Here is a 24,808-nt window from a genome sequence, read left to right as displayed (position 1 = left end):
ACTCCTCATCCGGCATGTCCAGACTGTCGAGCAGCAGCAGATATCCCAGATGGAAGATTTTCATCGAGGTATCCAGTTGCTCAAACGCAGGCAGATCGAGTAGCCGATTGGCCCCGGGCGAGTGGAAAAAGGTGCGCTGACCGCTGGGATCGGTCATCACCTGCGACATCGACGTGGGGGCGAATGTGGTGCGCTGCACGTGTTGGCGATTAACGTGATACTGCTCCAGCATCGCCATGATGTAGTCGCCGTCGCTGTCCTGACCGATTAACCCCACCGCCTGCAACGGCAGCCCAGTGTGCATTTTTGCCAGCGTCAGCAGCACATTAAGCGGCGCACCGCCCGTGGCGCGTTCGCTACGGGTGATTTCCGCCAGCCAGCCACGTTCCGGCCACTGCACAATTTGATGCACGTGATCGACCAGCATGTTGCCTGCGGCGATAACGCCTTTGCGTTCCATCAGACCCGTCCCGCGCTGCCAAAAATGCGCATCTGTTCCGAAACGGTATCGGTAATGGCCTCTTCAATGCCGAGCAGCAGTTCGGCGAATTCGTCGTACAGCGGCTGGCGATTCGCCATCCGTGTTTCTACCGCCGACAGCGCCGCCTGCGACATGCCGGTATAGAAGTTGATTTTGTGAATGCCGAGTTCAATCGCGCGCTTGAAATCGTCGTCGCTGATACCGGAGCCGCCATGCAGTACCAGCGGGATTGCCGCCTGCTGGCGAATGGCGTCCAGACGCGGGAAGTCGAGCAGCGGTTCGCCTTTGTATTTGCCGTGGGCATTGCCAATGGCGACCGCCAGCGCGTCAATCCCGGTTCTGTCGACGAAATCACGCGCCATCATTGGGTCGGTAAATAGCGACTCGTCGGCATGACCGTACAGCGCGCCGCCCTCATCACCGCCCACCGCACCCAGTTCGGCTTCCACCGACACGCCGACGGCGTGGCACATCTTTACCACTTCGCGGGTCTGGCGGATATTTTCTTCATACTCCAGCGTGGAGCCATCGAACATCACTGAACTGAACCCTAAGCGTAGTGCCCGAACTACCGACTCAAAGTGCAGGCCGTGGTCAAGGTTTAGCACCACCGGAATGTCATGCCGCGCGGCTTCGAACTTGACCGCCTCGACCAGAGAATCCAGCGAGATATATTTAAAATGTACTTCGGCGATATTGATGATAAACGGCGAACGTTCCTGCTTTGCCGCGGCAAACAGCGCGCGCAGGAAGTGTGAATCCAGAACATTAAATGCCCCTAAGGCATAGTGATGCTCACGGGCATGTGCAAGGCCATCAGCGAGAGATATCAACGGCATAATGCGCTCCTTGGTTAGCGGAACAGGCGATATTCGTTACACAGCACCAGCTGCGCCGGCTCGTCTTCTTCAATGTCGTTATAGCGGGCGATCGGTTGCAAAAAGTGGTTATCGTGGTCGTCGTCATTAACAGAAGAAACCTCGCCGACCAGCACGTCGCCAAAACCTTCTTCCGCCCAGAAGCTGTGATACAGGCCCGGCGGCAGGCAGATGCTTTCACCCGGCGTCAGGCGTAACTGACAGCCCGCTGCATGGGTTTGCCGACAGCCGTCAATTACCACGCTGACGTCGGTCTCCTCCGTTTGTTCCCGGATCCCCGCATTCCACAGTTCCACAATTAAATTGCCGCCGCCGCGATTGATAATGTCTTCGCGTTTGCGCCAGTGAAAATGCATCGGCGTGACCTGCGCATCGCGAACATGCATGATTTTCTCGGCGTAGCATTTCTCGTAAGGCATGCCTTTCGGCGAGCCATTACGCAGAGTGAACAGCGTTAACCCTTGCGCGGCGAAATTGTTGCCGCCAAATGCGGTGACATCCCAACCGAGCTTAAGGTCGAACACTTCGCTCCAGGCTGTGGCATCAAGCTTGCGCCATTGGGTCGGGGGGAAGCTGGCAAAAGGGGGGAGATGCACGTCGTGCTGAGAGAAAAACTGGCGCGTGTGGCCAAGGATCTCGTTTATTGCGGAGCGTTTCATCGGCTGAATCCTCCTTAATATAATGCCGGATGGGCCGCGCTTATCCGGCCTACAAATTCATAGCGATCTTGTAGGCCGGATAGGGCATTTTCGCCGCCATCCGGCGTTGTTGTAGCGGGCTATTTAACCGTCCAACCCTTATAACTGCCGACGTTGTTTTTATCGATCATCGTCACCGGGATCAGCACGGGTTCTTTCGGAGCGGGTTTCCCCTGCAATATGTCATAGCCGATTTCGACCGCTTTGGCAGCCATCACCTGAGGATCTTGTGCCGGAGTCGCCACAAATAGTGAGTTTTCGCGCTTCAGCGCTTCTTCACCGTCCGGGGATCCATCTACGCCGACAATAAAGAATTCGCTACGCTGCGCCTGTTTTGCCGCCAGATCGGCACCGATCGCCGTCGGATCGTTAATGGCGAATACGCCGTCGATCTTCGGATTCGCCGCCAGCAGCGCGGTCATGATCTCCAGCCCGCCTTCGCGACTGCCTTTGGCGTTTTGGTTATGCGACAGCACCTTGATGTCCGGGTGGCGTTTGAACTCAGTCTGGCAGCCTTCCACGCGGTTCTGGACGGCGGAAACCGGCGGCCCGTTGATGATGACGACGTTGCCTTTGCCTTTCAGGCGGTCGGTAATGTATTTACAGGCTATTTCACCTGCCTGGGTGTTATCGGAGGTAATGGTCGCGTCTGCGCCTTCCGCTGCCACGTCAACGGCAACCACCACGATCCCGGCGTCTTTCGCGCGTTTTACCGCCGGGCCGATGCCTTTGGAGTCGGCAGCGTTAAGGATAATCATGTCGACTTTGGCGGCAATAAAGTTGTCGATCTGCGACACCTGTTGCCCCAGATCGTAGCCGCTGGAAACCAGCGTTACTTTAACGCTATCACCTGCCAGCTTGCGTGCTTCCAGCTCCGCGCCTTTGGTGATCTGCACGAAGAACGGGTTGGCCAGATCGCCCACCGTAACGCCGATCGATTTCAGTTCTTTTGCCTGCACAAACGGAGCTGCAGCAAGCAGGGCGCCAGCACAGAGCGCGGTTACTAATGGCTTCAAACGCATACTCGTTTCCTCACGTAGGGTATTGTTGTTATACGCCTGATGGCGCTGCGCTTATCAGGCCTACGAATGAGTAGGCCAGTAAGCTTGTCTATGCACTTTGATGGTGTCGGGTACGGTATTTGTCGATCAGCACCGCTATGATGATCACCGCCCCTTTGATCACCAGTTGCCAGAAATAGGAGACGCCCATCAGCGTCATACCGTTATTGAGCGTGGCGATTATCAACGCCCCCACCAGCGTGCCGGTGATGGTGCCGATCCCGCCAACAAAGCTGGTGCCGCCGAGGATCACCGCCGCGATGGCGTCCAGCTCGTAACCCATGCCTAAGTTGCCGTTGGCGCTATACAGCCGCGAGGCGCTCATCACCCCGCCAAGACCTGAGAGCAAACCGCTCATGCCGTAGACGAACAGCAGCACCAGCCACACTTTGATGCCGGTTAAACGTGCGGCCTGCATATTGCCGCCGACCGCGTAGATATGAACGCCGAGCGTGGTGCGGCGCAGAATGAACCAGCACACCACCACCACCGCCAGCGCAATGACCACCAGCCACGGAACCGGGCCGAGATAGTTGTTACCGATCCACTCAAAGCTGATATTGGAGTTAATCACCGTTGTACCGTCGGCCAGCAGATAGGCCGCACCGCGCAGCGCCGTATAGGTTCCAAGCGTGACGATAAACGGCGGTAGTCCGGCAAAAGCGACCAGCGCGCCGTTAAACAATCCCAGCACCAGACCGAGCATCAGCGCCGCCGGAATCGATAGCATGGCGAGCTCAGGAATAAGAGAAACGACCATGGCTGCGACAGCGGTGGTACCGAGAATCGAGCCAACCGAGAGGTCGATCCCGCCGGTCAAAATAATGAAGGTCATGCCAGCCGCCAGCACGATGTTGATCGAGGCCTGACGGGTAATATTCAGCAGGTTACTTTCGGTAAAAAAGTTAGGCGCGATAAAGCCAAATACCGCCACAATCAGGATGAGAATCGGTAAGATGCCGACCGTTTGCATCAGATCGCTCATCAGCATTTTTTTTGCGGAGGCGGATTTTGCCACCTGCTGGGGAGTGGTTGGATTATTCATGGGGTACCGCCTGATGGTGGGAGTCGTTCACGCCGGTTGCCAGCGTCATAATATTTTCCTGGGTAATACTTTGTCCGTTCAGCTCGCCGGCAATACTGCCTTCCCGCATGACGTACACGCGATCGCTCATACCGACGACTTCCGGCAGCTCGCTGGAGATCATCAGGATCGCTACGCCTTTGCGCGCCATATCGTTCATGATCCGGTAGATCTCGCTTTTGGCACCGACGTCCACGCCGCGCGTGGGTTCATCGAGGATCAAAATACGTGGGCCGATCGCGACCCAGCGTGAAATCAGCAGTTTTTGCTGATTTCCGCCGGACAGCCCGCCCGCGCGTACCTGTGCGTGCGGCACGCGGATGTTGAGCAGCTTGATGGCGTCATCGGAAATAGCCTGCGCCTTTTTGCGATCGAGCATGCCCCAGTTGGCGTCACGCTCCAGAGTCGCCATGGTGATGTTTTCTGCCGCTGCCAGCTCTAAAAATAATCCCTGTTCTTTGCGGTTTTCCGTCAGAAAGCCAATGCCGTGGTCAATCGCCTCGCGCGGGGAGTGGATCACTACCGGTTCACCGTCTACTTCAATCATGCCGCCGATGGCTTTACGCACGCCAAAAATAAGCTGAGCCAGTTCAGAACGCCCGGCACCGACTAGCCCGGCCAGGCCGACGATCTCCCCGGAGCGCACCAGCAAGCTGCACGGCTGGACTTTATGGCCGTCGGTCAGGTGATGAACATTGAGGCGTGCTTTACCTAAGGGAATGTCGCGCTCTTTGTTGAACAGATCGCTCAACGGACGGCCCACCATCATGCGTACCAGCTCCGAGGCGTTGAGCTTGTCGCGGGTCAGGCTGCCAACATATTGCCCGTCACGCAGGACGCTGACGCGGTCCGAAAGTTCGTACACTTCCGCCATGCGATGGCTGATGTAGATAATCGCCATCCCCTCATCGCGCAGGCGCATGATCAGTTCAAACAGGCGGTGGGTTTCACGTGAGGAGAGGGCGGCGGTGGGTTCATCCATTACCAGAATGCGGCTGTTACGGTGCAGGGCGCGGGCAATTTCCACCTGCTGCTGTTCGGCGATGGTCAACGTCATCACACGGTCGCTGGCCTTAAACTGGGCGCCGAGTCGGTCGATGACTTTCTGCGACTGCATGACCATCTCTTTACGCTGGACCAGCCCGCCGTGCGACAGCTCGCTGCCAAGAAAGATATTTTCCGCTACCGTCAGGTTCGGCGCGAGCTGCATCTCCTGATAAATCAGCGTGATGCCTGCGCTAAGCGCATCTTTAGGACCGCGAATATGGAACGGCTGACCGTCAATCAGGATCTCACCGCTGGTGGCGGTATAGGCGCCCGCGAGGATCTTCATCAGGGTGCTCTTCCCCGCGCCATTCTCGCCCATCAGGGCATGAATCTCGCCCGGCCAGACCGTTAAATCGACCCCTTTCAGCGCGTAAAATTTGCCAAACGCTTTAGCAATGTTGCGCATCTCCAGAACCGGTGTCCTGCTCATGGCGGATCTCCTGTGGGGTGGCCGATATCAGCAGTCCATCACAGGAATGTAAATGCAAAATGTCAGAAGCCGTTCATATTTGTCATATTGCGATTTTTCTTCACGGAGCGTGATATGCCGCAACCGGGACGTCACTTTCTCGCCAGTGCGCGCGGACGATTGCTGTTCTTCAATCTGCTGGTGGTGGCTGTCACGCTGATGGTGAGCGGCGTGGCGGTGCTGGGTTTTCAGCATGCCAGTCAGATTCAGGAGCAGGTGCAGCAGCAAACCGTTGACGACATGACCGGCAGCATGAACCTGGCGCGGGATACGGCGAACGTGGCGACGGCGGCAGTGCGGTTGTCGCAGGTGGTCGGGGCGCTGGAATACAAAGGGGAAGCGGAGCGGCTGCAGGAGACGCAAAGGGCGCTGAAGCAGTCGCTGGAACAACTGGCTACCGCGCCGCTGGCACAACAAGAGCCGGTGCTGGTCGAGCGTATTATCCAGCGCAGTAATGAACTACAAAGCAGCGTAGAAGGGATGTTGCAGCGCGGGCAGCGGCGACACCTGGAGCGTAACGCGTTGCTCAGTTCGCTGTATCAAAATCAAAGCTATTTACGTCATCTGCAAAAGTTGACCGGCGCGCAGGATGATGCGCTGCTGGGGCAGATGGACCGCTTAATTGTTGCCGCCATCGACACGCCCACGCCGCGTTCGGTGGTGAAACAACTGGATGCGGCGATGCCTGCGCTTCCCTTGCGCCATGCTAGTCCGCTGATTAGCGGTATCCTCAACGACTTCAACCAGGAGCTGCATAAGCTGGAGCCGCTCTCTTCCGCGCTGGAGCAGAGCGATTTGGCCATCAACTGGTATATGTTTCATATCAAAGCGCTGGTGGCGATCCTCAACAGCGATATCAATCAGTATGCCTCGCAGGTGGCGCTGATCTCAGAGCAACGGGTGGCGCAAAGCCATCAGGAACTGCAATCCGGCGCGTTGTTTATTTTAGTGTTTGCGCTGCTGGCGGTGGTGATCACCGGTTTTGCTGGGTGGTATATCTACCGTAATCTCGGTTCCAACCTGACGGCCATTTCACGGGCGATGACCCGGCTGGCGCACGGTGAATCAGACGTCAGCGTCCCGGCCCTGCAGCGTCGCGATGAGCTGGGCGAGCTGGCCCGCGCCTTTAGCGTCTTTGCCCGGAATACGGCGTCGCTGGAGCACACCACCCGACTGCTCAAAGAAAAAACCAGCCAGATGGAAATCGATCGCACCGAACGTCAGGGGCTGGAAGAAGCGCTGTTGCACAGCCAAAAGCTTAAGGCGGTGGGGCAACTGACGGGTGGATTAGCACATGATTTCAATAACCTGCTGGCGGTTATTATTGGCAGTCTGGATCTGGTGAATCCGGAGTCGCCCGATGCGCCACGGGTAAATCGGGCGCTAAAAGCCGCCGAGCGTGGGGCGTTGCTTACCCAGCGACTGCTGGCCTTTTCGCGCAAACAGTCGTTGCACCCTCATGCGGTGGAGCTGAAAACGCTGCTGGAAAATCTGGGCGAACTGATGCGCCACTCTCTTCCGGCCACGTTGACGCTGGAGATTGAAGCCCAGTCTCCCGCCTGGCCCGCGTGGATTGACGTCAGCCAACTGGAAAACGCCATTATCAATCTGGTGATGAACGCCCGTGACGCCATGGACGGGCAGGCGGGCACGATTAAAATCCGTACCTGGAATCAGCGGGTCACGCGCAGCGATGGGCGCAAGCAGGATATGGTGATGCTGGAGGTTGCCGACCAGGGAAGCGGGATGTCACAGGAAGTGAAAGCCCAGGTCTTCGAGCCGTTTTTCACCACCAAACAGACCGGTAGCGGCAGCGGACTGGGGCTGTCGATGGTTTACGGTTTTGTGCGCCAGTCCGGTGGTCGGGTGGAGATTGAAAGCGCTCCCGGGCAGGGAACGACGGTCAGGCTACAACTGCCTCGCGCCGTTGTGCCGGTGCAGGCTCAGGCAGAACCGGTGGCGGTACATGCGGCGAACAGCGGTGAAAAACTGGTACTGGTGCTCGAGGATGAGGACGATGTACGCCAGACGTTGTGCGAGCAATTACACCTGCTGGGCTACCTGACGTTAGAGGCCGCAAACGGGGAACAGGCGATGCATATGCTGGCGGCTTCATCCGAGATTGATATTTTTATCAGCGACTTAATGCTGCCAGGTGGTTTAAGCGGCGTGGATGTGGTTAACCATGCTCAGGCACATTATCCGCAGTTGTCCATCCTGCTGATAAGCGGTCAGGATTTACGTCCGGCGCATAACCCGGCGTTGCCGGATGTGGCGCTATTGCGTAAGCCTTTTACTCGGGGAGAGCTGGCGCAGGCGCTGCGGCATTCGCGTAATTGAGATTCCTCCGCTACCCGCGTAAATACGCTTTGATTACCGTGGGGCGAGTTTCTTGATGAGGCTGGTTTTATGCAACGCTCCGCGACATTCCTTCTTTTTAGTTTGCTAATGCTGACCACCGTATCGGCACAGGCGGATATTATCGATGACGCCATTGGTAATATTCAGCAGGCGATTAACGACGCATACAAACCGGACAACGGGCGGGATTATGATGACTCCCGTGATGAAAGCTGGCAGCGCCAGATGAGTGACGACCGGCGCAGGCAATATGACAATCGCCGCCGCCAGTTTGAAGATCGACGTCGCCAACTGGATGACCGCCAGCGCCAGCTCGATCAAGAACGGCGTCAGTTAGAAGACGAAGAGCGCAGAATGGAAGAAGATTACGATCGTTAGCGAAATCTTTCGCTGGCAAGATTATAGACTTCACTACGCTCGCGTTTACCGACGGCAACGACCACGATGACCAGGGTGTCGTCAATGACTTGATAAACAAGACGAAACCCTGATGTTCGTAGTTTGATTTTGTAGCAATCTTTTATTCCCCTGAGCTTTGCTGAAGGAATATGCGGATTTTCACAGCATTTCTTTAGTTTTTTGGCAAATTGCTGCTGAATAGCTTTATCAAGTTTTTGCCATTCTTTCAGCGCATCTTCCCTGAACTTTACCGTATAACTCATAAGTAGCTGTCCAGATCCACATCCACCAGGGGTTGTTGGCTACGTTCATGGACTAATTTAACCAGCTGTTGATCGTCCAGCGCATCGAGCATTTTTTCGTAAAGCTCTGCTGGCACGCAATAAAAAGCGGGCTGGTTACGGTTCAGAATTGCGACCGGAAACCCATCTCCTGCGCTAACAGTCGCCATCGGGTTCTTTTTTAGCTCACTCACACTCGCGGTGGTATCGCTTAAAATGATATGCGGCATAACCTCTCCTAAAGACCATTTAACTGGTCTTAATATAGGATTTAAGAGACCTGTTAACAAGTCTTATTGTCCGGGAAATTACTCCAGCACAATCTCCATTCCGTCATATCCTGCCTCAATCCCTACTGGTAGCGGATGTTCCATCATCCACAGGTCAAACTGATGGCTGATATGCGTCAGGATCACCCGTGGGCAGCGGATAACTTCGTTTAAGGCGATAACGGTGTTTAAATCACAATGATTGCGCGGTGGCTCGGCGCGCGGGGCATGGCTGCAGTCGATGATAATCACCTGAGGCTGGTTATTGTGGAGAAACTTCAACGTCTTGTCGGGAAGTACGGCGGTATCGGAGAGCCACGCCACGCGGCTATGTGCGGTCTCCAGCAGATAACCAAACGTCAGCTTTGAATGGTTGAGCGGTAGCGGCGTTACCTGCAATCCTTGCAGGTCGAACACCACGAACGGTGCCACGGTATGGCTAAAATCGAGGATGCCGGGATGCTTAAACAGATCGTCGCAACCCTGTTCATCCGACGGACCGTACACCGGGATAGTCGCCCCCACACCCCAGCGCAACGGAAACAGCCCTTGCACATGATCCATATGATAGTGGGTCAGTAGAAACTGCTGGAAGCTGCCCGCTGGCCAGTCGTCCATCAGATGTGGGAGCCCCGCGTCCAGCAGCGTCACCGTATTATTGAACTTGACCACCCCGCTACAAGGGCGTCGACGGTATTGCGCCTGTAAGCGTGCTCGTTGGCAGGCCGCACAGTCGCAGCCATATGTCGGCACCAGCTGCGCGCCGCCCGTTCCCGTCAGCGTAATGGTCAGACTCATGGCTCCCCCTACAACGGTTTAGTGAAGCGAAAATGGCTCTGGGTATAGCCTTCGCGCTGATAAAAACGGTGAGCGTTAAGGCGTTGAGTGCTGGTGGAAAGCTCGGTCATCTCTGCACCCGCTTCGCGCGCGGTGGCTTCGGCCCAGGCCAGTAACTGACTGCCTACCGTTAATCCTCGCGCCTGCGGCATCACCACCAGTTCCTGTATTTCGCCAATCCAGTTAGCGTGGTGCAGATGAAACTGCAGGTGCAGACCGATCAAGCCGACGACCTGTCCGTCGAGCAGCGCTAGTTGGTAGTGCATATTGGGATCTTGCAGATTTGCGGCGTATCCGGCACTAAAGGCCTGCAGGTCGAATTGACCCTGTTTCAACTCACAGATGAGCGCATAAACCGCATCGGTATCGTATAGCGTTGCGCGGCGTAATTCACAGACAGACATGTTTCTTCTCCTTGCGTCCCATCAGTGTGAGTAGTGTATCGACAGACTGTAGCAAACTTCCATCGTTGTTCAGGACGTGGCAGTCATACGGGGCGTAGCGGGCTGCGCGCTCAAGACGGGCGGCGATTTCCGTTTCGCTCTCCCGTCCACGAGTCTGCAAGCGCTGGCGTAAAATCGCCGGAGAAACCTGTAAGCAAATGGGGAGTAAAGATGTGCCGTAACGGGCCTGCGCCTGGGGCAGATGCGCCCGTGAGCCGTTGACCACCACATCAAAACCGGCGTGTAGCCAGAGGTCAATCTCCACGCCAACGCCGTAGTAGAAGCCATTGGCGTGCCAGCTCAGTGCCAGCAGGTTCTGCCCGGCGCGGGTAAAAAATTCTTGTTCGCTCAGCGCAATATGATTTTCATTCCCGGCGTTGGCGGCGCGGGTGATGTAACGGTGCGCCACCAGCAGTTGCGCCGGTTCCTGCTGGCGGAGTTCGGCCAGCAGACTGTCCTTACCGGAGCCGGATGGCCCCATCAGCCAGATCAGTTTACCCATAGTCAGAATACCCTTTTGCCCTGACGCCAGACGTGGTCGATATGGATGTTGCCGCCTTTGCGGTGTGCCAGCACCAGATCCGCGCGTTTGCCTTCGGCTACAACGCCACGATCGTCGAGATTTAATGCCCGCGCCGGATTGCGGGTCACCATGTGAATGGCCTGCGGCAGGGTAAAGCGGTTGGCGTCGTCATCCGCCACGCGAAATGCCGCGTCGAGCAGGCTGGCGGGGTAGTAATCGGAAGAAAGAATATCCAGTAGCCCCAGCTCAGCCAGCTTATGCGCCGCCACATTGCCGGAATGAGATCCTCCGCGCACGATGTTCGGCGCGCCCATCAGCACGTTCATACCATGCTGGCGCGAGGCTTCAGCTGCTTCGAAGGTGGTGGGAAATTCGGCGATCACGCTGCCAAGCTGGTGCGATTCCAGCACATGATCATGGGTGGCATCATCATGGCTCGCCAGCGCAATCTGGCGCTCACGACACATCTGGGCAATCGCCGTGCGATTGGGCTGTGACCAACGCGCCGCCAGCGCTAACTGTTCTTCTTCATAGCGGGCCATCTGCTCGTCGGTGAGCGAATACTTGCCTTGATAATACTCGCGGTACTTCTCACGATTGGCGAACTGACGCTGGCCTGGCGAGTGATCCATCAGCGACACCAGCGTTACCGGCTCGCGGCTGACCAGTTTTTCAAACAGCGGCAGGGTAGTGTGATGCGGCAGCTCACAGCGCAGGTGCAGGCGATGCTCGGCGCGATTGACCCCGCGCTTTTGCGTCTCTTCGACCGCATTGATCATCTTCTCCAGATTTTCCAGACGGTCGCCGCCGTCGCGCACATCGCCAATTGCCACCGCGTCCAGCACGGTGGTAATGCCGCTGGCGACCATTAGCGCGTCGTGGCTGCTCATCGCCGAGTGGGCAGGCCAGTCTACCTTCGGGCGCGGGGTGAAAAATTTGTCGAGATTATCGGTATGCAGCTCGATAAGCCCTGGTAGCAGCCAGCCGCCTTCGCCGTCCAGCGCCTCAGGTAGGCTGCTCGGACTTTCTGCAAAGGTGCGAATGACCCCGCCCTCGATTTCCAGCGATCCTTGCACCACTTCATCTTCCAGTACCAGCTTTACATTATTGATAATCATGCTGTTGTTCCCATCAGATGCAGACGATCCGCTACGCGGTCGCGCACGGTTTGATCGTGAAAAATGCCGACAATTGCTGCGCCGCGGGCTTTCGCCTCTTCAATTAATGCGACGACGGCGGCGCTGTTTTTGGCGTCCAGCGAGGCGGTAGGCTCATCGAGCAGCAGAATTGGGTAATCGACGATAAACCCGCGGGCGATGTTGACGCGCTGCTGTTCGCCGCCGGAAAAGGTCGACGGCGCCAGGTGCCACAACCGCTCCGGCACGTTCAGGCGGGTAAGCAGGTTAGCTGCTTTGGCTGCACACTCCTCACGGGAGACCCCCAGATCCAGCAGCGGTTGCATCACCACATCCAGCGCGGAAATCCTGGGGATCACGCGCAGGAACTGGCTCACCCAGCCGATGGTTGAACGGCGAACCTCCAGTACTTTGCGCGCCGGGGCCTGCACCAGATCGACCCATTCATCGCTGTGGCGGATGTGGATGTGTCCTTCATCCGGCAGGTAGTTGGCGTACAGCGAACGCAGCAATGTGGATTTGCCGCTGCCCGAGTGACCGTGCAGCACCACGCATTCGCCGCTTTTAACGTCCAGAGTGGCGTTTTGCAGCACCGGCAGACGCACGCCGTTTTGCTGATGCAGGACAAAGGTTTTACTGACATTTTCAACGCGGATCGCGTTCATTTTTAGCCTCTTTAGACATTTTTGCGTTCGATTGCCTGATGGCGCTTCGCTTATCAGGCCTACAACCAATGCCGCTCCGTAGGCCGGATAAGGCGTAGCCGCCATCCGGCACAACAAAAAATCAGTTCTGCAACACCGACGACACCAGCAGCTGGGTATACGGATGATGCGGATCGTCGAGCACGCGGTCGGTTAACCCACTTTCCACCACCTGACCTTGCTTCATCACCAGCAAGCGGTCGGCCAACAGGCGCGCGACGCCCAAATCGTGGGTGACAATCACTACCGCCAGATCCAGTTCCACCACCAGGCCGCGCAGCAGGTCCAGCAGTTTGGCCTGTACCGAAACGTCCAGCCCGCCGGTAGGTTCGTCCATAAACACCAGTTTGGGATGGGTGACGAGGTTGCGGGCAATCTGCAGGCGCTGCTGCATGCCGCCGGAAAAGGTGGTGGGCAGATCGTCGATACGCGAGGCAGGGATCTCTACCTCCTCCAGCCAGCGCTGCGCGGTGGCGCGGATGTCGCCGTAGTGACGTGCGCCGGTGGCCATCAGACGTTCGCCGATATTGCCGCCTGCGGAGACCTGACGGCGAAGGCCATCCAGCGGATGCTGATGCACCACGCCCCATTCGGTGCGCAGCAGACGGCGACGGTCGGCTTCGTTCATGCCGTACAGCGAACGGTTCTGATACAAAATCTCACCGCTCTGCGGCGTCAGCCGTGAAGAGATCGATTTCAGCAGCGTGGTTTTGCCGGAACCGGACTCGCCGACGATACCCAGCACTTCGCCTGGCCACAGGTCAAAAGAGACATCGCTGAAGCCCTTGCCCGGCGCGTAGAGATGGGTCAGGTTGTTGACTGAAAGCAGCGGTTGCGTCATTTGCTGAGGGCCTCGCTCTGTTGGCGGCAGTAGTCGGTGTCGGAGCAGACAAACATGCGTTTGCCGGTGTCATCGAGCACCACTTCATCGAGATAGCTGTGGGTTGAGCCGCAGATGGCGCAAGGCTCATCCCAGCTCTGCACGGTAAACGGGTGATCGTCGAAATCGAGGCTTTCCACGCGGGTGTAAGGTGGAACGGCATAGATACGCTTTTCGCGGCCAGCGCCAAACAGTTGCAGGGCTGGCATCATGTCCATCTTTGGATTGTCGAATTTCGGGATGGGCGACGGGTCCATGACGTAGCGGTCATTGACCTTCACCGGATAGGCGTAAGTGGTGGCGATATGGCCGAAGCGGGCGATATCTTCATACAGTTTCACCTGCATGATGCCGTACTCTTCCAGCGCGTGCATGGTGCGAGTTTCCGTTTCACGCGGTTCGATAAAGCGCAGCGGCTCAGGGATCGGTACCTGGAAGATGATTATCTGATCTTCCACCAGCGGCGTTTCCGGGATGCGGTGGCGGGTCTGGATCAGCGTCGCATCTTCCGTACGCTCAGTGGTATTCACCCCGGTCACACGCTTGAAGAAATTACGAATCGACACGGCGTTGGTGGTGTCATCCGCGCCCTGGTCAATCACCTTCAATACGTCCGGCTCGCCAATCACGCTGGCGGTGAGCTGGATGCCGCCGGTTCCCCAGCCGTAGGGCATCGGCATTTCACGTCCGCCAAACGGGACCTGGTAACCCGGGATTGCCACCGCTTTCAGAATGGCGCGGCGGATCATGCGTTTGGTCTGCTCATCAAGATAGGCAAAGTTGTAGCCGGAGAGGTTAGTGGTCACGGGTGGCCTCCTGTTGCAGGCGTTTGAGCAGTTCCAGTTCGGCCTGGAAATCGACGTAATGGGGAAGTTTGAGGTGCGAAACAAAACCCGCCGCCTCGACGTTATCCGCATGCGCCAGCACGAACTCTTCGTCCTGCGCCGGTCCTGTGACCGTTTCATCGTATTCGGCTGCCTGTAGGGCGCGGTCCACCAGCGCCATCGCCATCGCTTTACGTTCGCTCATACCGAACACCAGCCCGTAGCCGCGGGTAAAATGGGGGGATTCGTTTTCTGGTGCGACAAACCCGTTCACCATTTCACATTCGGTCATCAGCAGTTCGCCGACGTTAACCGCAAATCCCAGCTCTTCCGGTACGGTTTCCAGTGCCACATAGCCGCTGCGGATTTCGGCGGCAAACGGGTGATTGCGCCCGTAGCCGCGCTGGGTGGAGTAGGCCAGCGCCAGCAGATAGCCTTCGTCGCCGCGCATCAGCTGTTGCAGGCGTGAAGCACGTGAACAGGGATAAACCGGCGGTGTGCGGGTGATGTCGTCGGGTGTCGCGCCATCATCCTCTTCACGCTTTGCCAGTCCCTGGTTGGCCAGCAGGGAAAAGACGTGCGGGGAGGCATCCTGTACGGCGTCTGCGCTGCGCAGGGGCGGCGTTTCGCCATTGGCCAGCAGGGTAAAATCCAGCAGGCGATGGGTGTAGTCATAGGTTGGACCCAACAGTTGCCCGCCGGGAATATCCTTGTAGACCGCCGAGATTCGGCGCTCAAGGCGCATTTCTGCGCTGTTAACCGGTTCACTGACCGCCACTTTTGCCAGCGTAGTGCGGTAGGCGCGGAGCAAAAAGATGGCTTCGACGTTATCGCCGCTGGCCTGCTTCAACGCCAGTGCCGCCAGTTCACGGTCGGCAATACCGCCTTCGGTCATCACCCGGTCAACGGCCAGGTTCATCTGCTGTTCGATTTGCGCCACGCTCAGTTCAGCAATGGTTTCATCGCCCCGGCGTCGGTTTTCCTGTAGGGCGTGGGCGTTGGCTATCGCCTTTTCGCCCCCTTTGACGGCGACGTACATCAGCACACCTCCACATGGGTGGTTCGCGGAATAGCCAGCAGGCGTTCGCCGCAGGTGAGGATCAAATCGACCCCCAGTGGGAACGGGTGCGGGCGTTCGGTGAGTTCGTGAATCAGGCATTCCGGCAGCTGTGGCGCGATCATGCGCTCTTCGGCAATGCCCGCGCCGGTCAGACGCAGCATGCGTCCGCCGCTTAAGCCAGAGACCTGCACAATCAGCGTGGCGCTGGTCTCTGGCGCGACGGCTGAACCGGCGGAGAGGGCGTTAAGCTGTTCGCTGCTGATGCGCTCGTCGGCGACGGCAAAGGCCGCCAGCTGCGGCTGATCCACCAGCGGCGCGTTGGTATGAAAACGCAGGTTCTGGCGGGCAATATCGTTATCCATCGACGGCGCCAGCCAGACCGGCGTGTCGCCATCGACCAGGGTCAGCAGCACGCTGGTGGTTGCCAGGCCCAGCGGCTGCCAGCCGTGTTTCAGTTGATGCAGGGCAACGATTACGCCCGGCTCGCTCATGGCCTTCAGCAGGCGACGAAAGCTCTGCTGAGCATCCTGAACGGGTAAATTAAAAGCGGTCAGAAGTGCTGTAGATCGTGTCATGCGTTATCTCCGCGTACCAGCGTGAAGAAGTCGACCCGGCTGGCGTTGACTTCGGCACGGCGTGCGTTAATCAGCGCATCGCGTTCCGCTTCCAGCGGGGCAATTAAGGTTTCCATTAGGTTCTGGAAATGCGTTTGTTCCTGCAGCAGCGCGTCAATCACCGCGCACTGCTCGGCATGTTGTTTATTGCGTCCCAGCAGGTAGCTGTAACCCAGCGTGCCGCTCTTCAGGCGTACCACTGCGCGGGTAAGCGTGGTGTCGCCAGCAAAGAAGCGGTTGCCGGTACCGCCCATACGGGCCTGGATCTGCATCAGTCCGCTTTCCGGGGCGCGGATAAGTTCATAGTCCGGCGTCAGTTTGAGCGCGGTAATGCGGGCGTTCAGGGCATCGGCATTGCTGTAAGCCAGCGCGCGCATCCAGCGCTGGCGGGTGGCGGTATCGAAATGCATTCAGTGCTCCATAGTGAATTCGATCATGTCGGCGCGGGTCAGGCTGACGGAGTATTCCGCCGCGTGTTCTTCGCCTTCACGGTGGTTCAGGGTGCGCACGCACAGCAGCGGCGCCATATTGGGGATTTCCAGTACCTTGCTCTCTTTGGCCTGCGCGCGGCGGGCGCTGATGCGCGTTTGCGTGCGTAGCAGCGTCAGACCGGACTGTTCGCGCAGGTAGTCATGCAGCGAACCGCTGTTGAAGCCTTGCAGCAGCGGCCACAGCGAGAGGTCGGAAAAATAGTGGTCGATCTGGCACAGTGCGATGCCGTTAACCCGGCGCAGGGTGCGCAGGTGAATCACGTTATCGCCCTCGTTTATGCTGAGCGCATCGGCAATGTGGCTGGAGGCCGGACGCAGCACCGCCAGCAGTTTTTCGCTGGTGGGATGGCTGCCCTGGTCCAGCAGATTCTGACTAAAGCGCGCCTGGGCATTAAGCGGGTAATCGAACGGGCGCATCAGCACCAGCACGCCGACGCCCTGACGACGCTGAACCCAACCGCGTTCAACCAACTGGTCAATGGCGCGGCGCAGGGTGTGGCGGTTTACCTCGTAGCGCGCGGCAAGCTGATGCTCGGCAGGCAGATAGTCACCGCAGCGATAATGTTGACGTAGCTCCTGCTCAAGTCTCGCGGCAATTTCCTGATAACGCGTTGGATAACTGGTCGGATGTGTAGACAAGTGCATAGCAATCAATGCCTCGCTAATCAGATAAAGTGCTTACGCAAACGCTGGGAAAGGAAATCCAACAGGCTGACGGTGACGATGATTAACACCATCAGGGCGCAGGTTTGCTGGAACTGAAAGCCGCGAATCGCTTCCCATAAGGTCACGCCAATACCGCCTGCACCCACCATTCCGACCACCGTGGCCGAGCGAACGTTGGATTCAAAGCGATACAGCGAGTAAGAGATAAGCAGCGGCATGACCTGTGGCAGAACGCCGTACAGAATCTCTTCAATTTTGTTGGCACCGGTGGCGCGAATGCCTTCTACCGGACCTGGCTCAATAGCTTCTACCGCTTCGGAAAGCAGCTTGGAGAGCACCCCGGTAGTGTGGATAAACAGCGCCATCACCCCGGCGAATGGGCCTAACCCGACGGCGACCACGAACAGCATGGCGAAGACCATTTCATTGATGGCGCGGCAGGCGTCCATCAGGCGACGCATCGGCTGGTAAATCCACCACGGCACGAGGTTATCGGCGCACATCAGGCCGAAGGGAATCGACAGCACAACGGCGAGGGCAGTCCCCCAGACGGCAATTTGCAGGGTGACGGCCATTTCACCGAGATAGTCCTGCCACTGGCTGAAGTCCGGCGGGAAGAAGTCGGCGGCGAAGGTCGCCATATTGCCGGAATCCTGGATCAGCGTGAGCGGGGCCATTTCGGCACCTTTCCACGAGACCACCAGCACGGCGAGAAGAATGGCCCAGCTCAGCAGCGAGAACCAGCTACGTTTGGGCGGGGCGACGGTGATGGTTTGCATGTTTAGCTCCTGGGTGTCGATGTTTCGGGTCTGTTGTAGGCCGGATAAGGTGCTGGCACCGCCATCCGGCATGGAATCCCTTGCATTGCCTGATGGCGCTGCGCTTATCAGGCCTACAATTTGGTCACCAGGTTTACTGCACCGCTTTGGTGACGCTGGTCATAGCGCCCAGTGCGGCGGTCAGACGGTCAAGGTCATCGAGCTGCGCTTTCAATGCCGAGGTTTTGCTGGTTTTCTCTTCCTCGTTCAGCCCTTTGTTGTCCTTCACACCCTGCATCTCTTTAAACAGTGCCAACTGGCGAATCGGCACCAGTTGCAGATCGCTGGAGGCGCGGAACGGTGCCCATCCCAGGCGTTCCAGTACGGTTTTCTGTTCCGGCGTTTTGCCGTAATTCATAAAGAAGTCGTACACCTTGTCCTTGGTGGTTTCGGAGAGGTTTTTACGCCAGACGATCGGATCGCCCGGGATCAGCGGCGACTTCCAGATCACCTTCAGTTCTTTCAGTTTTTCCGGCGCGGAAGTTTTCAGCTTGTCGAGGTTTTCGGTGTTGTTGGTGGCGACATCGACCTGCTTGTTGGCGACGGCCAGCGCGTTGGTTTCGTGTCCGGCGTTAACGGTGCGTTTGAAGTCGCTGGCGGAGATGTTGTTTTTGGCGAAGACGTAGTAGCCGGGGACGAGGAAGCCTGACGTTGAGTTGGGATCGCCGTTGCCGAAGGTCAGATCCTTACGTTTGGCGATCAGATCGTTCAGGTTATTGATCGGACTGTCTTTGTTAACGATCAACACGCTCCAGTAACCTGGGGATCCGTCGGCGGCGACGGTCTGGGCAAACACTTGCCCGTTAGCGCGATCCACCGCTTCCATTGCCGAGAGGTTGCCGTACCAGGCGATATCAACTTTGTTAAAGCGCATTCCCTGGATGATCCCGGCGTAGTCCGGGGCGAAGAAGGCGTTCACTTTCACGCCCAGTGATTTTTCCATGTCCTTCAGGAACGGTTCCCACTGCGGTTTCAGGTTTTGCTGTGATTCGGTCGAAATAATGCCAAAGTTCAGCGCTTTTTCTTGCTCTTCGGCATGGGCCGGGGTGAGCAGTGTGCTGAGACTAAACATGCTGGTGAAAGCCAGCGCGGCAATTGTTCTATAACTCATTTCCATTCCTCATTGTGGGGATGTCAGGCAGCCTGCGCGCTCTGTTCGATGCGGTTCATGCTGCGGTAGAGATGGTCAAAACGATCGTTATCAAAATGCTGGCTGCTGCCATCAAAGAAGACGTTGCCCTGGCGCAGCGCGACGATGCGTTCGCAGTAGCGCAGGGCGTAATCCACCTGATGCAGCGTGACGACCACGGTGATGCCGTCGGTCTGGTTTATGTCGCGTAGGGTGTCCATCACGATGCGGGCGGATTCCGGGTCCAGCGAAGCAATCGGCTCATCGGCGAGGATCACTTTGGCCTGCTGCATCAGTGCGCGGGCGATTGCAACGCGCTGCTGCTGACCGCCCGAAAGCGTGGAAACGCGCTGGTATGCAAAGTGCGCCATGCCCACGCGGGTCAGCGCCTGTAATGCACGCTGTTTTTGTTCCTGGCTAAACCAGCTAAAACAGGTACGCCAGAACGGCGTGCTGCCGAGCGCGCCAATAAGGACGTTCTCCAGCACCGTCAGGCGGTTCACCAGATTGAACTGCTGGAAGATGTAGCCGGTGTGGGCGCGGCTTTTGCGGATATCGCGCGCCAGGCGGCCTTCATGTTGAACGGTGCGGCCCAGCAGCTCGACGCGGCTACCGGGGGATTTATCACCGGTGATCAAACCGCTTAAATGACGTAAAAGGGTGGATTTGCCGGAGCCAGACGGCCCAAGCAGAGCCACCATCTCACCGGAACAGATGTTCAGATCAACCGCATTGAGCGCCTGATGTTGATTGAAGGACTTGGAGAGTTTCTCGACGCGAATAATCGTTTGCATGATGCGGCCTCCCTAAAAAAGTGGCCCCATCGTGGCGGATCAATGTGACGTTTTCGTTAAGGGATGGTTACTCGACGATGAAGAGTTGAGCGCTGTTTGATGACAGTACGGGAGGGCTGGCCTCCCGTTGGATTACTCTGTAGGGGGTTGCTGTTGTTTGACGACGTTGATCATCCACGGCACGCCATACTGGTCGCTCACTTTACCGAAACCGTGGGCCCAGAAGGTTTCCTGCCAGTCCATTTCGATTTTTCCGTTTGCTGCCAGGTTATCAAACCAGCGTTTGCCTTCATCGACGTTTTGCGTGTCGAGCACCAGCGTGAAGCCAGAGTAGTGAGCATTTCCGTCCGGGGCGCTATCGCTCATCATGATGTCACTGCCCGCAACGCGCAGGTTGGCGTGGGCGATGGCGGTGTCGGGGAATTTCAAGCCTGAAGGGCAACCATCTTCGCTATCCTGCGCCGATTTGGGCATTTCACCGAAGTTGATTTTGTAGAGTAGCTCAGCGCCTAGCGTTTTTTGATAGTAGGCGATAGCGTCAGCGCAGTTGCCTGCAAAGGAGATATAGGGACTTAACGGCATAATCTTTACCTCAGGTAAAAGAAGCCAATTAAGTGTAGTTAGCGTCTGCAAAAATAAACCAGGCGGGAAGTATGAGCTTCCCGCCTGGCAGATGAGCTGGAGTTGACCTGATTAGCGTCGCTCTATCAGGCAATTGGCATCAGTTCTTTTTCACAAACTCAGATTTCAGCTTCATTGGGCCAAAGCCATCGATTTTGCAATCGATGTTGTGGTCACCTTCAACCAGACGAATGTTTTTCACTTTGGTACCAATCTTCAGCATGGAAGAGCTACCTTTTACCTTCAGGTCTTTCACGACGGTAACGCTGTCGCCGTCAGCCAGCAGGTTGCCGTTGGCATCTTTAACGATCAGTTCGTCGCTGTCCTGCGCCGGTTCAGCATCGTTCCATTCGTGAGCGCATTCCGGGCAGATGAACATGCCGTTATCTTCGTAAGTGTATTCGGAGTTGCATTGCGGGCAGTGTGGTAATGACATGTGGATTTCCTCAAAAGTCAGCAGGGGCAAATGCGCCCAAAAAATGGCAGATTGCCGAAAAAGGCCGCAATTATACATAAAATCCCTGCATTTGTCGGGACTACTGCGCGATTACGCAAAATGATCTGCTGTAAAGACCCTCTGCTTTCACCTCAATGAAAGTATGGCGGAATATTTTTTAAGGGAAATTGCTACGCTTAGATATTTAAGATAAGGTGAGGCGAAATATCTGATATTCATAGGTAACATTGCTTAGAAATGCCTAAGTCATTGTGATTGAATATCATTGAACCCCTTAAATTTAGTAGGGGGATTCCGCTGGCATTTTTTAAAACTGAACTACGCTGTCTATCTTTCTTACTTATTTTCATAAGTGAGAGGCATCAGGCCAGCGGTTATACACCAAATTTATTTTAATAATATCAATTGGTTGTTTTGATTTTAATTATTTCTATACGTAATTATAAAAGCCAAAAAATCTATAAATAAAACGATTGGGCTAAATAAAAGCAATGCCATTTGCGTTAAGGAAAAATTTTCCATGCACACACAGACAATATATGAATTAAGTCAGGAAGCGGAACGCTTGCTGATGCTCTCGCTTGAACATCTCAGGCAATTGCAAAAATTGCCTATGACGTCGTTGGATGATGTCGCGCTAAAACAAGGAGAGCATAGCAGTCAGGTTGTTCAGCCCCTGCATTTCAGCGCGCGTGGCATGGATGTCCAGCAAGCAACGCTCAATAATGAGCTGCGCAAGATTACGCGTCTGGAAATGGTGCTGGCGATTGTTGGCACGATGAAAGCGGGAAAATCGACGACGATTAACGCGATTGTGGGGACAGAGGTGTTACCTAATCGTAATCGCCCCATGACGGCGTTACCAACGCTAATACGCCATACGCCGGGGCAGAAAGAGCCGGTGCTGCATTTTTCACATGTCGCGCCGATCGATGCCTTAATGAAGGTTTTGCAGCAGCGCGTGCGCGAGTGCGATCGCCTGCGTCTTACGCAGACCCTCGAAATTGACAAGGATATGAATGTCCTGCTGCAACATATTGAAAATGGTGTGGCATTTGAACGGTATTATCTTGGCGCACAGCCTATTTTCCATTGCCTTAAAAGCCTGAACGACCTGGTGCGCCTGTCAAAAGCATTGGACGTTGATTTTCCTTTTGCTGCCTATGCTGCGATTGAGCATATTCCGGTTATTGAAGTTGAATTTGTCCATTTGGCCGGACAGGCAAGCTACCCAGGGCAATTAACGCTGCTGGATACGCCGGGGCCGAACGAGGCGGGACAACCGCACTTACAAAAAATGCTCAATGAACAGCTGGTGCGGGCCTCTGCGGTGCTGGCGGTGTTGGATTACACCCAACTGAAATCGATTTCCGATGAGGAAGTGCGTCAGGCGATTATGGCGGTCGGCAAGTCAGTTCCTCTGTATGCGCTGGTGAACAAGTTCGATCAGAAAGACCGCAACAGTGACGATGAAGACCAGGTGCGGGCGTTGATTTCCGGCACATTGATGCAAGGCGGAATCGCCCCTGAAAGAATTTATCCGGTCTCCTCAATGTGGGGCTATCTGGCAAACAGGGCGCGTCATGAGCTGACGACGCGCGGGCGACTGCCGGATCATCAGGAGCAACGTTGGGTGCAGGATTTTGCCGAAGCGGCGCTTGGCAGACGCTGGCGCACCACCGATCTTGACGATACGGAACACATCCGCCATGCCGCCGACCTGTTGTGGGAAGACTCGCTGTTTGAACAGCCAATTCAGAAAGTGATCCACGCCGCTTATGCTAATGCTTCGCTGTATGCGCTTCGCTCTGCGTCACATAAGTTATTGAACTATGCACAAAGCGTGCACGAATATCTGGAATTTCGCGCCCACGGGTTAACGGTCGCCTATGACAAACTGCGGCTGAACATCACGCATATTGAAGAGGATATGCAGCAGTTAGAAGTGAGCCAGGGGCGGGTGAGCGATGAAGTCAGCCATGAAGTAGAACTGGCGCTGGAGGCTGCCGCTGCCTATCTCAGTGAGCAACAGACTGAGATTCTTTGCGGTATCAACACGTTCTTTGTCAAAGAAAACGTCCTGATGATGTCACAACACGGTCTGGGGAATGCTGTGAATACGGCAGAAATGGCCGGAGAGATGTTGGTGCTGCATGATGAAGGGCAGGCAAAAATTGTGTTAGATAAAATCCGCTCGTCCTGTGAGGGGGTATTGCTGGCGGCGCAGGAAAGCATCAGCCGGGACTTAGCCCTGCGTTTTGAACAGCTTGAGTCGACGCTCTCCCGGGCGCTAAATGACGCGATGCGGCCAATTGAGCAAAGGGTGAAAGAGGAGCTAAACCACGCCGGTTTTCGTGCGCGGATCCGTTTTCCAGCGTTCCATACGGCGATGTTTAATTTCAATACCCGCCAATTGTTTAACGAGGCCATTGAGCAGGATATTCCGGCAGAAAATGTGCCGTCTACTGGCGGTGTGGTGCGTGACACTTTCTCTCGTTGGCTAAATCAACCCAACTGGGGATGGAATGATTACGTCGAAACAAAAACGCGTTATCTCATTGATATGGGCGCATTGCATAAAAACCTTGTGCAGTACGTCTCCCAGTTTTGCCAACAAATTCGTAAAGCTTTAGCTGCTCAGGTCGATATCTCCGTTACGGCTGGCATGGCCACATTTTTTGCTGATTTCTCTCTGTGCCTGGCGCAATTGCAGGCGAGTCTGAGTGAGAGTCTGACGCTACGCCAACAAAATGAATCCGCGGTGAATGCAATGAATGAGCAATTGCAGCAGCGCATTACGATTGCGGCATGGCTTTATGAAGATTCCCGATTGCTGCGTGACGATATCAATACCCTTTTTGCAACCGAGCACACATGACTAACGTTTTACTGGAAGGCCCCGGGAGGACGCTGGAGTGTGTCTACCCGAAGTTTATGGTCGATCTGGTTCAGGGAGATGAAACCAAACGTTCCGGCGGTTTTCTGCAACAGCAGCAGCGGCTGCGTGCGCGTCTGACGCAGGAAGTGTTATCCCAGACGCAACTGCGTGCGTGGGTGATGGCGGGAGTGTCCAGCGAGCATCTGGTGATGCGCCTTAAGCTGGTGGAGAAGCTGGCAGGCATGATTGACCCGGGTCATCTGGCGCTGGTACGGATCGCCGAAGGGCTGATGTTTTTGCAACAAACAGAACACCCGCGTGGGCTTTCAACCCCCGGTCTTTTACAGCAAATAAATTCACTGACTGACTGGTTTACCCAACGCGCGGCGTATAAAGAGAAGGCGCTGACCCAGCGCGGCCTGACGGTTCAGGCGGGCGAGCATAGCGAACAAATTTTTACCCGCTGGCGGGCTGGCGCGTATGACGGCTGGTCGTTACCAGGACGCTGTTTTGTCGCGCTGGAGGAGCTACGTTGGGGAGCTTTTGGTGATGCCTGCCGGTTAGCGAATGCCGATGTGGTGTTAATGCTAAAAGACAACCTGCGAACCATGGCGGCTCAGGCGTTGGCGGATAGCGTGAATGCAGCGCCTGCTACGCGTCATTACTATCATCATTGGCTCAGCACCCCAGCTGTCGGCGGATCGGGCGAGTATAACGATATGCTGAGCTGGCTGGGGAGCTGGTGCGATGCGCAACGTCATCCTGTGAGCTGGTCGGTGACGCAGCGTTGGCAAAATGTGGCGCTGGGGATGCCGCGATTGTGTTCGGCAAAGCGGCTGGTCGATGCGATGGTTGAGGAGATTTTTGCACCGACCCTGCTCGTCAATTGAGCAGGGCTGGTGAGT

At 56.2% G+C, this 24,808-nt stretch carries 28 protein-coding genes; 4 read left to right on the top strand and 24 right to left on the bottom strand.

Annotated elements, in window-relative coordinates; all coding sequences use genetic code 11:
- The 6 genes from OGY17_RS14285 to OGY17_RS14260 all read right to left on the bottom strand — a co-directional run.
- On the bottom strand, nt 1–463 hold a 463-nt coding region (locus OGY17_RS14285; protein ID WP_286607638.1), incomplete at its 3' end, for a carbohydrate kinase family protein.
- Nucleotides 460–1,320, bottom strand: a complete 861-nt coding sequence (locus OGY17_RS14280) for a ketose 1,6-bisphosphate aldolase (protein ID WP_008786944.1) — start codon at nt 1,318–1,320, stop codon at nt 460–462. The genes OGY17_RS14280 and OGY17_RS14285, both read right to left, overlap by 4 nt.
- 14 nt (nt 1,321–1,334) lie before the next feature.
- Complete coding sequence (locus tag OGY17_RS14275; protein WP_204558765.1) at nt 1,335–2,018, bottom strand: D-lyxose/D-mannose isomerase; 684 nt, start codon at nt 2,016–2,018, stop codon at nt 1,335–1,337.
- A 119-nt stretch (nt 2,019–2,137) separates the two neighbouring features.
- Nucleotides 2,138–3,079: an ABC transporter substrate-binding protein gene (locus OGY17_RS14270; protein ID WP_204558766.1), complete on the bottom strand. Its 942-nt coding sequence runs from the start codon at nt 3,077–3,079 to the stop codon at nt 2,138–2,140.
- 88 nt (nt 3,080–3,167) lie between these two features.
- Entirely contained in the window at nt 3,168–4,163 is a 996-nt protein-coding gene (locus tag OGY17_RS14265; protein ID WP_008786947.1) for an ABC transporter permease subunit, read from the bottom strand.
- The gene (locus OGY17_RS14260) at nt 4,156–5,679 is read right to left on the bottom strand and encodes a sugar ABC transporter ATP-binding protein (protein ID WP_204558767.1); all 1,524 of its coding nucleotides are present in this window, start codon (nt 5,677–5,679) and stop codon (nt 4,156–4,158) included. The genes OGY17_RS14265 and OGY17_RS14260 overlap by 8 nt, the downstream gene beginning before the upstream one ends.
- Nucleotides 5,680–5,793: 114 nt before the next feature.
- On the opposite strand from OGY17_RS14260, the gene OGY17_RS14255 reads away from it, so the two are divergent.
- Both OGY17_RS14255 and yjdP read left to right on the top strand, forming a co-directional pair.
- A complete protein-coding gene (locus OGY17_RS14255) occupies nt 5,794–8,058 on the top strand; it encodes a hybrid sensor histidine kinase/response regulator (RefSeq protein WP_057068382.1) in 2,265 nt (754 codons plus the stop codon).
- A gap of 69 nt (nt 8,059–8,127) precedes the next feature.
- Nucleotides 8,128–8,457: a DDRRRQL repeat protein YjdP gene (gene yjdP / locus OGY17_RS14250; protein WP_003031807.1), complete on the top strand. Its 330-nt coding sequence runs from the start codon at nt 8,128–8,130 to the stop codon at nt 8,455–8,457.
- Here yjdP and OGY17_RS14245 read toward each other — a convergent pair.
- From OGY17_RS14245 to OGY17_RS14160, 18 genes are all read right to left on the bottom strand, one after another.
- On the bottom strand, nt 8,454–8,741 hold the full coding sequence (locus OGY17_RS14245; RefSeq protein WP_048227467.1) for a type II toxin-antitoxin system RelE family toxin: 288 nt from the start codon (nt 8,739–8,741) through the stop codon (nt 8,454–8,456). The two genes, yjdP and OGY17_RS14245, sit on opposite strands and share 4 nt — an antisense overlap.
- Nucleotides 8,738–8,989, bottom strand: a complete 252-nt coding sequence (locus tag OGY17_RS14240) for a type II toxin-antitoxin system Phd/YefM family antitoxin (protein WP_006688247.1) — start codon at nt 8,987–8,989, stop codon at nt 8,738–8,740. The genes OGY17_RS14245 and OGY17_RS14240 overlap by 4 nt, the downstream gene beginning before the upstream one ends.
- 78 nt (nt 8,990–9,067) lie before the next feature.
- Complete coding sequence (gene phnP, locus OGY17_RS14235) at nt 9,068–9,826, bottom strand: phosphonate metabolism protein PhnP (RefSeq protein ID WP_048227466.1); 759 nt, start codon at nt 9,824–9,826, stop codon at nt 9,068–9,070.
- Nucleotides 9,827–9,834: 8 nt separating this feature from the next.
- Nucleotides 9,835–10,269 (bottom strand): aminoalkylphosphonate N-acetyltransferase, encoded by a 435-nt coding sequence (gene phnO, locus OGY17_RS14230; protein WP_048215113.1) that lies wholly within the window; start codon nt 10,267–10,269, stop codon nt 9,835–9,837.
- Nucleotides 10,256–10,810 (bottom strand): ribose 1,5-bisphosphokinase, encoded by a 555-nt coding sequence (phnN, locus tag OGY17_RS14225; RefSeq protein ID WP_286607629.1) that lies wholly within the window; start codon nt 10,808–10,810, stop codon nt 10,256–10,258. The genes phnO and phnN overlap by 14 nt, the downstream gene beginning before the upstream one ends.
- A 2-nt stretch (nt 10,811–10,812) precedes the next feature.
- Nucleotides 10,813–11,949: an alpha-D-ribose 1-methylphosphonate 5-triphosphate diphosphatase gene (gene phnM, locus OGY17_RS14220; protein WP_286607626.1), complete on the bottom strand. Its 1,137-nt coding sequence runs from the start codon at nt 11,947–11,949 to the stop codon at nt 10,813–10,815.
- A complete protein-coding gene (gene phnL, locus OGY17_RS14215) occupies nt 11,946–12,632 on the bottom strand; it encodes a phosphonate C-P lyase system protein PhnL (protein ID WP_003826708.1) in 687 nt (228 codons plus the stop codon). The genes phnM and phnL overlap by 4 nt, the downstream gene beginning before the upstream one ends.
- Nucleotides 12,633–12,753: 121 nt before the next feature.
- On the bottom strand, nt 12,754–13,512 hold the full coding sequence (gene phnK, locus OGY17_RS14210; RefSeq protein WP_003844769.1) for a phosphonate C-P lyase system protein PhnK: 759 nt from the start codon (nt 13,510–13,512) through the stop codon (nt 12,754–12,756).
- A complete protein-coding gene (gene phnJ, locus OGY17_RS14205) occupies nt 13,509–14,300 on the bottom strand; it encodes an alpha-D-ribose 1-methylphosphonate 5-phosphate C-P-lyase PhnJ (RefSeq protein WP_049259807.1) in 792 nt (263 codons plus the stop codon). The genes phnK and phnJ overlap by 4 nt, the downstream gene beginning before the upstream one ends.
- A gap of 46 nt (nt 14,301–14,346) precedes the next feature.
- Entirely contained in the window at nt 14,347–15,414 is a 1,068-nt protein-coding gene (locus OGY17_RS14200) for a carbon-phosphorus lyase complex subunit (RefSeq protein ID WP_125363588.1), read from the bottom strand.
- On the bottom strand, nt 15,414–16,010 hold the full coding sequence (gene phnH / locus OGY17_RS14195) for a phosphonate C-P lyase system protein PhnH (protein ID WP_008786957.1): 597 nt from the start codon (nt 16,008–16,010) through the stop codon (nt 15,414–15,416). The genes OGY17_RS14200 and phnH overlap by 1 nt, the downstream gene beginning before the upstream one ends.
- Complete coding sequence (gene phnG / locus OGY17_RS14190; protein ID WP_008786958.1) at nt 16,007–16,459, bottom strand: phosphonate C-P lyase system protein PhnG; 453 nt, start codon at nt 16,457–16,459, stop codon at nt 16,007–16,009. The genes phnH and phnG overlap by 4 nt, the downstream gene beginning before the upstream one ends.
- Nucleotides 16,460–17,185 carry a phosphonate metabolism transcriptional regulator PhnF gene (gene phnF, locus OGY17_RS14185; RefSeq protein ID WP_020996086.1) on the bottom strand — a complete coding sequence of 242 codons (726 nt, stop codon included), beginning with the start codon at nt 17,183–17,185 and terminating at the stop codon, nt 16,460–16,462.
- Between the two features lie 20 nt (nt 17,186–17,205).
- Nucleotides 17,206–17,985, bottom strand: a complete 780-nt coding sequence (gene phnE / locus OGY17_RS14180; protein WP_016155398.1) for a phosphonate ABC transporter, permease protein PhnE — start codon at nt 17,983–17,985, stop codon at nt 17,206–17,208.
- Nucleotides 17,986–18,118: 133 nt separating this feature from the next.
- Nucleotides 18,119–19,135, bottom strand: a complete 1,017-nt coding sequence (gene phnD, locus OGY17_RS14175) for a phosphonate ABC transporter substrate-binding protein (RefSeq protein ID WP_060683108.1) — start codon at nt 19,133–19,135, stop codon at nt 18,119–18,121.
- Nucleotides 19,136–19,158: 23 nt separating this feature from the next.
- The gene (gene phnC, locus OGY17_RS14170; protein ID WP_125363590.1) at nt 19,159–19,947 is read right to left on the bottom strand and encodes a phosphonate ABC transporter ATP-binding protein; all 789 of its coding nucleotides are present in this window, start codon (nt 19,945–19,947) and stop codon (nt 19,159–19,161) included.
- Nucleotides 19,948–20,079: 132 nt separating this feature from the next.
- The gene (yjdN, locus tag OGY17_RS14165) at nt 20,080–20,529 is read right to left on the bottom strand and encodes a VOC family metalloprotein YjdN (protein WP_032942129.1); all 450 of its coding nucleotides are present in this window, start codon (nt 20,527–20,529) and stop codon (nt 20,080–20,082) included.
- A gap of 139 nt (nt 20,530–20,668) precedes the next feature.
- The gene (locus OGY17_RS14160) at nt 20,669–21,004 is read right to left on the bottom strand and encodes a zinc ribbon domain-containing protein YjdM (RefSeq protein ID WP_003031835.1); all 336 of its coding nucleotides are present in this window, start codon (nt 21,002–21,004) and stop codon (nt 20,669–20,671) included.
- A gap of 541 nt (nt 21,005–21,545) precedes the next feature.
- Here OGY17_RS14160 and crfC point away from each other — a divergent pair.
- Both crfC and OGY17_RS14150 read left to right on the top strand, forming a co-directional pair.
- Nucleotides 21,546–23,903, top strand: coding sequence for a clamp-binding protein CrfC (gene crfC / locus OGY17_RS14155; RefSeq protein WP_286607623.1), 2,358 nt, complete (start codon nt 21,546–21,548; stop codon nt 23,901–23,903).
- Nucleotides 23,900–24,793 carry a diguanylate cyclase regulator RdcB family protein gene (locus OGY17_RS14150; protein ID WP_003826733.1) on the top strand — a complete coding sequence of 298 codons (894 nt, stop codon included), beginning with the start codon at nt 23,900–23,902 and terminating at the stop codon, nt 24,791–24,793. The genes crfC and OGY17_RS14150 overlap by 4 nt, the downstream gene beginning before the upstream one ends.
- Nucleotides 24,794–24,808: the final 15 nt, after the last annotated feature.

Source organism: Citrobacter sp. Cpo126 (genome assembly GCF_030332445.1).
GTDB classification, from domain to species: Bacteria; Pseudomonadota; Gammaproteobacteria; order Enterobacterales; family Enterobacteriaceae; genus Citrobacter; species Citrobacter portucalensis.
This window is presented reverse-complemented; position numbering and strand designations above follow the sequence as displayed.